The sequence below is a fragment of the Janibacter sp. CFPM2_SD2 genome, assembly GCF_057364645.1.
On record NZ_JBNFOF010000205.1, the window covers coordinates 1 to 5595 of the forward strand.

General features: G+C 55.6%; 3 rRNA genes. All 3 read right to left on the reverse strand.

Annotation, left to right across the window (positions count from 1 at the left end):
• Positions 1 to 55: 55 nt before the first annotated feature.
• Positions 56 to 172, reverse strand: a 5S ribosomal RNA gene (rrf, locus tag AC2W7J_RS15330).
• 105 nt (positions 173 to 277) lie between these two features.
• A 23S ribosomal RNA gene (locus AC2W7J_RS15335) occupies positions 278 to 3391 on the reverse strand.
• 384 nt (positions 3392 to 3775) lie between these two features.
• Positions 3776 to 5298 (reverse strand): 16S ribosomal RNA (locus AC2W7J_RS15340).
• The 16S, 23S and 5S rRNA genes sit together here, the layout of an rRNA operon.
• Positions 5299 to 5595: the final 297 nt, after the last annotated feature.

Here is a 5595-nt window from a genome sequence, read left to right on the forward strand (position 1 = left end):
CCGGGAATGCAAGAAGCCCCCCAGCGACTCGCTGGGGGGCTTCTTGTGAATGTTTGTCCGGCTGCGTCCTACTCTCCCACACCGTCACCAGTGCAGTACCATCGGCGCTGAAGGGCTTAGCTTCCGGGTTCGGAATGGGACCGGGCGTTTCCCCTTCGCTATGACAGCCGAAACTCTATGGAAATACAGTGGACGTGCATTGTGTCCCGACCGTATCTCGGGAACTGCACAGTGGACGCGAACATCGTTCTTTTTTACGCAACACAAGGGTTGTGTGTGTATCAAGTTATCGGCTTATTAGTACCAGTCAGCTACATGCATTGCTGCACTTCCACATCTGGCCTATCAACCCAGTCGTCTACTGGGAGCCTCTCGGAGCAAAGCTCCATGGAAACCTCATCTTGAGACATGCTTCCCGCTTAGATGCTTTCAGCGGTTATCACTCCCGAACGTAGCTAATGAGCGGTGCCCTTGGCAGAACAACTCACACACCAGAGGTTCGTCCAACCCGGTCCTCTCGTACTAAGGTCAGCCTCTCTCAAGTTTCCTACGCGCACAGCGGATAGGGACCGAACTGTCTCACGACGTTCTAAACCCAGCTCGCGTGCCGCTTTAATGGGCGAACAGCCCAACCCTTGGGAGCTACTCCACCCCCAGGATGCGACGAGCCGACATCGAGGTGCCAAACCATCCCGTCGATATGGACTCTTGGGGAAGATCAGCCTGTTATCCCCGGGGTACCTTTTATCCGTTGAGCGACGGCGCTTCCACAAGCCACCGTCGGGTCACTAGTTCCGACTTTCGTCCCTGCTCGACATGTCTGTCTCGCAGTCAAGCTCCCTTGTACACTTGCACTCGCCACCTGATTGCCAACCAGGCTGAGGGAACCTTTGAGCGCCTCCGTTACATTTTAGGAGGCAACCGCCCCAGTTAAACTACCCACCAGGCAATGTCCCTGATCCGGATCACGGACCGAGGTTAGATAACCAGAACGACCAGAGTGGTATTTCAACGATGACTCCACACACACTGGCGTGCATGCTTCACAGTCTCCCACCTATCCTACACAAGCCGTCCCGATCACCAATACCAAGCTATAGTGAAGGTCCCGGGGTCTTTCCGTCCTGCTGCGCGTAACGAGCATCTTTACTCGTAGTGCAATTTCGCCGAGTTCGCGGTTGAGACAGTGGAGAAGTCGTTACGCCATTCGTGCAGGTCGGAACTTACCCGACAAGGAATTTCGCTACCTTAGGATGGTTATAGTTACCACCGCCGTTTACTGGGGCTTAAATTCTCAGCTTCGCCCACAAGGGGCTAACCGGTCCTCTTAACCTTCCAGCACCGGGCAGGCGTCAGTCCGTATACATCGTCTTGCGACTTCGCACGGACCTGTGTTTTTAGTAAACAGTCGCTTCTCCCTGGTCTCTGCGGCCCTTTCCCCTAGCCCGTAAAGAGCTTCAGGGTCCGGGCCCCCCTTCTCCCGAAGTTACGGGGGCATTTTGCCGAATTCCTTAACCACGATTCACTCGATCGCCTTGGTATTCTCTACCTAACCACCTGAGTCGGTTTGGGGTACGGGCGGCTCGAACCTCGCTAGAGGATTTTCTCGGCAGCATAGGATCACCCTGCTTCCCTCAAAAGAGGTCACCATCAGGTCTCAGGAACATGCCAGGCGGATTTGCCTACCTGACTCCCTACACCCTTGGACGTGGACAACCATCGCCACGCGGAGGCTACCTTCCTGCGTCTCCCCATCACTTGACTACTACCAGCTCGGGTCACGCGTTCCACTCACCAGCGCAACCCCGAAGGGTCACTAACGATGAGCTTCAGGCGCTTAGCATCACTGGATTCATCATGGGCGGTTCTTCGCCGGTTCCGGAATATCAACCGGATGTCCATCGACTACGCCTGTCGGCCTCGCCTTAGGTCCCGACTTACCCAGGGCAGATTAGCTTGACCCTGGAACCCTTGGTTATTCGGCGGACGGGTTTCTCACCCGTCATTCGCTACTCATGCCTGCATTCTCACTCGTGTGGCATCCACGACTGGATCACTCCGCCGCTTCACTCGCCACACGACGCTCCCCTACCCATCAACACGCCTGGACACCACAAGGGTGCCGAGCAGTGTGTCAATGCCACAGCTTCGGTGGTGTGCTTGAGCCCCGCTACATTGTCGGCGCGGAATCACTTGACCAGTGAGCTATTACGCACTCTTTAAAGGGTGGCTGCTTCTAAGCCAACCTCCTGGTTGTCACGGCAACTCCACATCCTTTTCCACTTAGCACACGCTTAGGGACCTTAGCTGGTGATCTGGGCTGTTTCCCTCTCGACTACGGAGCTTATCCCCCGCAGTCTCACTGCCACGCTCTCACTTACCGGCATTCGGAGTTTGGCTAACGTCAGTAACCTGGTGAGGCCCATTAGCTATCCAGTAGCTCTACCTCCGGTAAGAAACACGTGACGCTGCACCTAAATGCATTTCGGGGAGAACCAGCTATCACGGAGTTTGATTGGCCTTTCACCCCTACCCACAGCTCATCCCCTCAGTTTTCAACCTAAGTGGGTTCGGTCCTCCACGACGTCTTACCGTCGCTTCAACCTGGCCATGGGTAGATCACTCCGCTTCGGGTCTAGACCCAGCGACTAAACGCCCTATTCGGACTCGCTTTCGCTACGGCTTCCCCACACGGGTTAACCTCGCCACTGAGCACTAACTCGCAGGCTCATTCTTCAAAAGGCACGCCGTCACCCCACAAGGAGGCTCCGACGGATTGTAAGCGCACGGTTTCAGGATCTATTTCACTCCCCTCCCGGGGTACTTTTCACCTTTCCCTCACGGTACTTGTCCGCTATCGGTCACCAGGGAATATTTAGGCTTAACGGGTGGTCCCGCCAGATTCACATGGGATTTCTCGGGCCCCGTGCTACTTGGGAAAAATCATCCGGAGTCCACACCATTTCGTCTACGGGGGTCGCACCCTCTGTGCCGAGCCATTCAAGACTCTTCGACTATGACATGAATTTCTTACTCCAGCCCAGAATGTCAGTCCTGAGACAGAAAATCCCACAACCCCGAACCTGCAACGCCTGACAGCTATCACACAAGCTCGGTTTGGCCTCATCCGCTTTCGCTCGCCACTACTCACGGAATCACTATTGTTTTCTCTTCCTGCGGGTACTGAGATGTTTCACTTCCCCGCGTTCCCTCTACCTGCCCTATATATTCAGACAGGAGTGACTGGACTTGCCTCCAGCCGGGTTTCCCCATTCGGAAATCCTCGGATCAAAGTCTGGTTATCGACTCCCCGAGGCTTATCGCAGATTCCTACGTCCTTCTTCGGTTCCTGGTGCCAAGGCATCCACCGTGCGCCCTTAAAAACTTGAGCCACAAAGATAAAGATGCTCGCGTCCACTGTGTAGTTCTCAACATACGGGCGGCAACCCCACCAGATGATCACACCCACACCCACAACGAGCGCGGTATACGACCAGGCAAGGCCCACAACCCAACCCCAACAACCGTAATCATCGGGGTCGTAGTCCATGAAGCTTCACTCGCGTGAACCCTCAGGACCCAACAACGTGTCAGACACCCACCCAGGCAGCTCATGCGTTCCACTGTCACCACTCCAAAAGGAGCAGGTGATCGGTACTAACAACAGCCACACCAGGCAAGCGTCAAATAATCGATGTTCCACCCGAGCACCTACTGCCAGACACTCGCCGGCAGCTAGGCTCTGGACCACCAAACGGTGGCCAGTGCTCCTTAGAAAGGAGGTGATCCAGCCGCACCTTCCGGTACGGCTACCTTGTTACGACTTAGTCCCAATCGCCAGTCCCACCTTCGACGGCTCCCCCCACAAGGGTTGGGCCACCGGCTTCGGGTGTTACCGACTTTCGTGACTTGACGGGCGGTGTGTACAAGGCCCGGGAACGTATTCACCGCAGCGTTGCTGATCTGCGATTACTAGCGACTCCGACTTCATGGGGTCGAGTTGCAGACCCCAATCCGAACTGAGACCGGTTTTTTGGGATTCGCTCCACCTTGCGGTATCGCAGCCCTTTGTACCGGCCATTGTAGCATGCGTGAAGCCCAAGACATAAGGGGCATGATGATTTGACGTCATCCCCACCTTCCTCCGAGTTGACCCCGGCAGTCTTCCATGAGTCCCCACCATAACGTGCTGGCAACATAGAACGAGGGTTGCGCTCGTTGCGGGACTTAACCCAACATCTCACGACACGAGCTGACGACAACCATGCACCACCTGTATACCGACCCAAAGGGGGCAACCATCTCTGGAAGTTTCCGGTATATGTCAAGCCTTGGTAAGGTTCTTCGCGTTGCATCGAATTAATCCGCATGCTCCGCCGCTTGTGCGGGCCCCCGTCAATTCCTTTGAGTTTTAGCCTTGCGGCCGTACTCCCCAGGCGGGGCGCTTAATGCGTTAGCTGCGGCACGGAACTCGTGGAATGAGTCCCACACCTAGCGCCCAACGTTTACGGCATGGACTACCAGGGTATCTAATCCTGTTCGCTCCCCATGCTTTCGCTTCTCAGCGTCAGTAGTGGCCCAGAGACCTGCCTTCGCCATCGGTGTTCCTCCTGATATCTGCGCATTTCACCGCTACACCAGGAATTCCAGTCTCCCCTACCACACTCTAGTCTGCCCGTACCCACTGCAAGTCCGGGGTTGAGCCCCGGATTTTCACAGCAGACGCGACAAACCGCCTACAAGCTCTTTACGCCCAATAATTCCGGACAACGCTCGCACCCTACGTATTACCGCGGCTGCTGGCACGTAGTTAGCCGGTGCTTCTTCTGCAGGTACCGTCACTTTCGCTTCTTCCCTGCTGAAAGAGGTTTACAACCCGAAGGCCGTCATCCCTCACGCGGCGTCGCTGCATCAGGCTTTCGCCCATTGTGCAATATTCCCCACTGCTGCCTCCCGTAGGAGTCTGGGCCGTGTCTCAGTCCCAGTGTGGCCGGTCGCCCTCTCAGGCCGGCTACCCGTCGTCGCCTTGGTGAGCCATTACCTCACCAACAAGCTGATAGGCCGCGAGCCCATCCCAAACCGAAAAACTTTCCAGACCATAACCATGCGGCTTGATCTCGTATCCAGTATTAGACGCCGTTTCCAGCGCTTATTCCAGAGTCTGGGGCAGGTTGCTCACGTGTTACTCACCCGTTCGCCACTGATCCACTCCAGCAAGCTGGAGCTTCACCGTTCGACTTGCATGTGTTAAGCACGCCGCCAGCGTTCGTCCTGAGCCAGGATCAAACTCTCCGTTGATGATTAAAAACCCCAACACCCACCAAAGCGAGCATCAGAGCCAATCAGTAACCCAACAAAGGGCTGAACCATGACTGAGCAAGAACAACCAGCGCAATCGCTGAGTTCATTCATTGTCAACCAAAGGAAAAATTCATCCGACCAATCACACCCAACCCCACGAACGCAGGACCAGGCACAACCAGCCAAGACGAGGTATTGGCATCGATTTTTGACACGCTGTTGAGTTCTCAAGATTCACACGCACACCCATCACCACCCACCGTCTCCGGCCAGATGCTTCAAGGGGCAACTTCT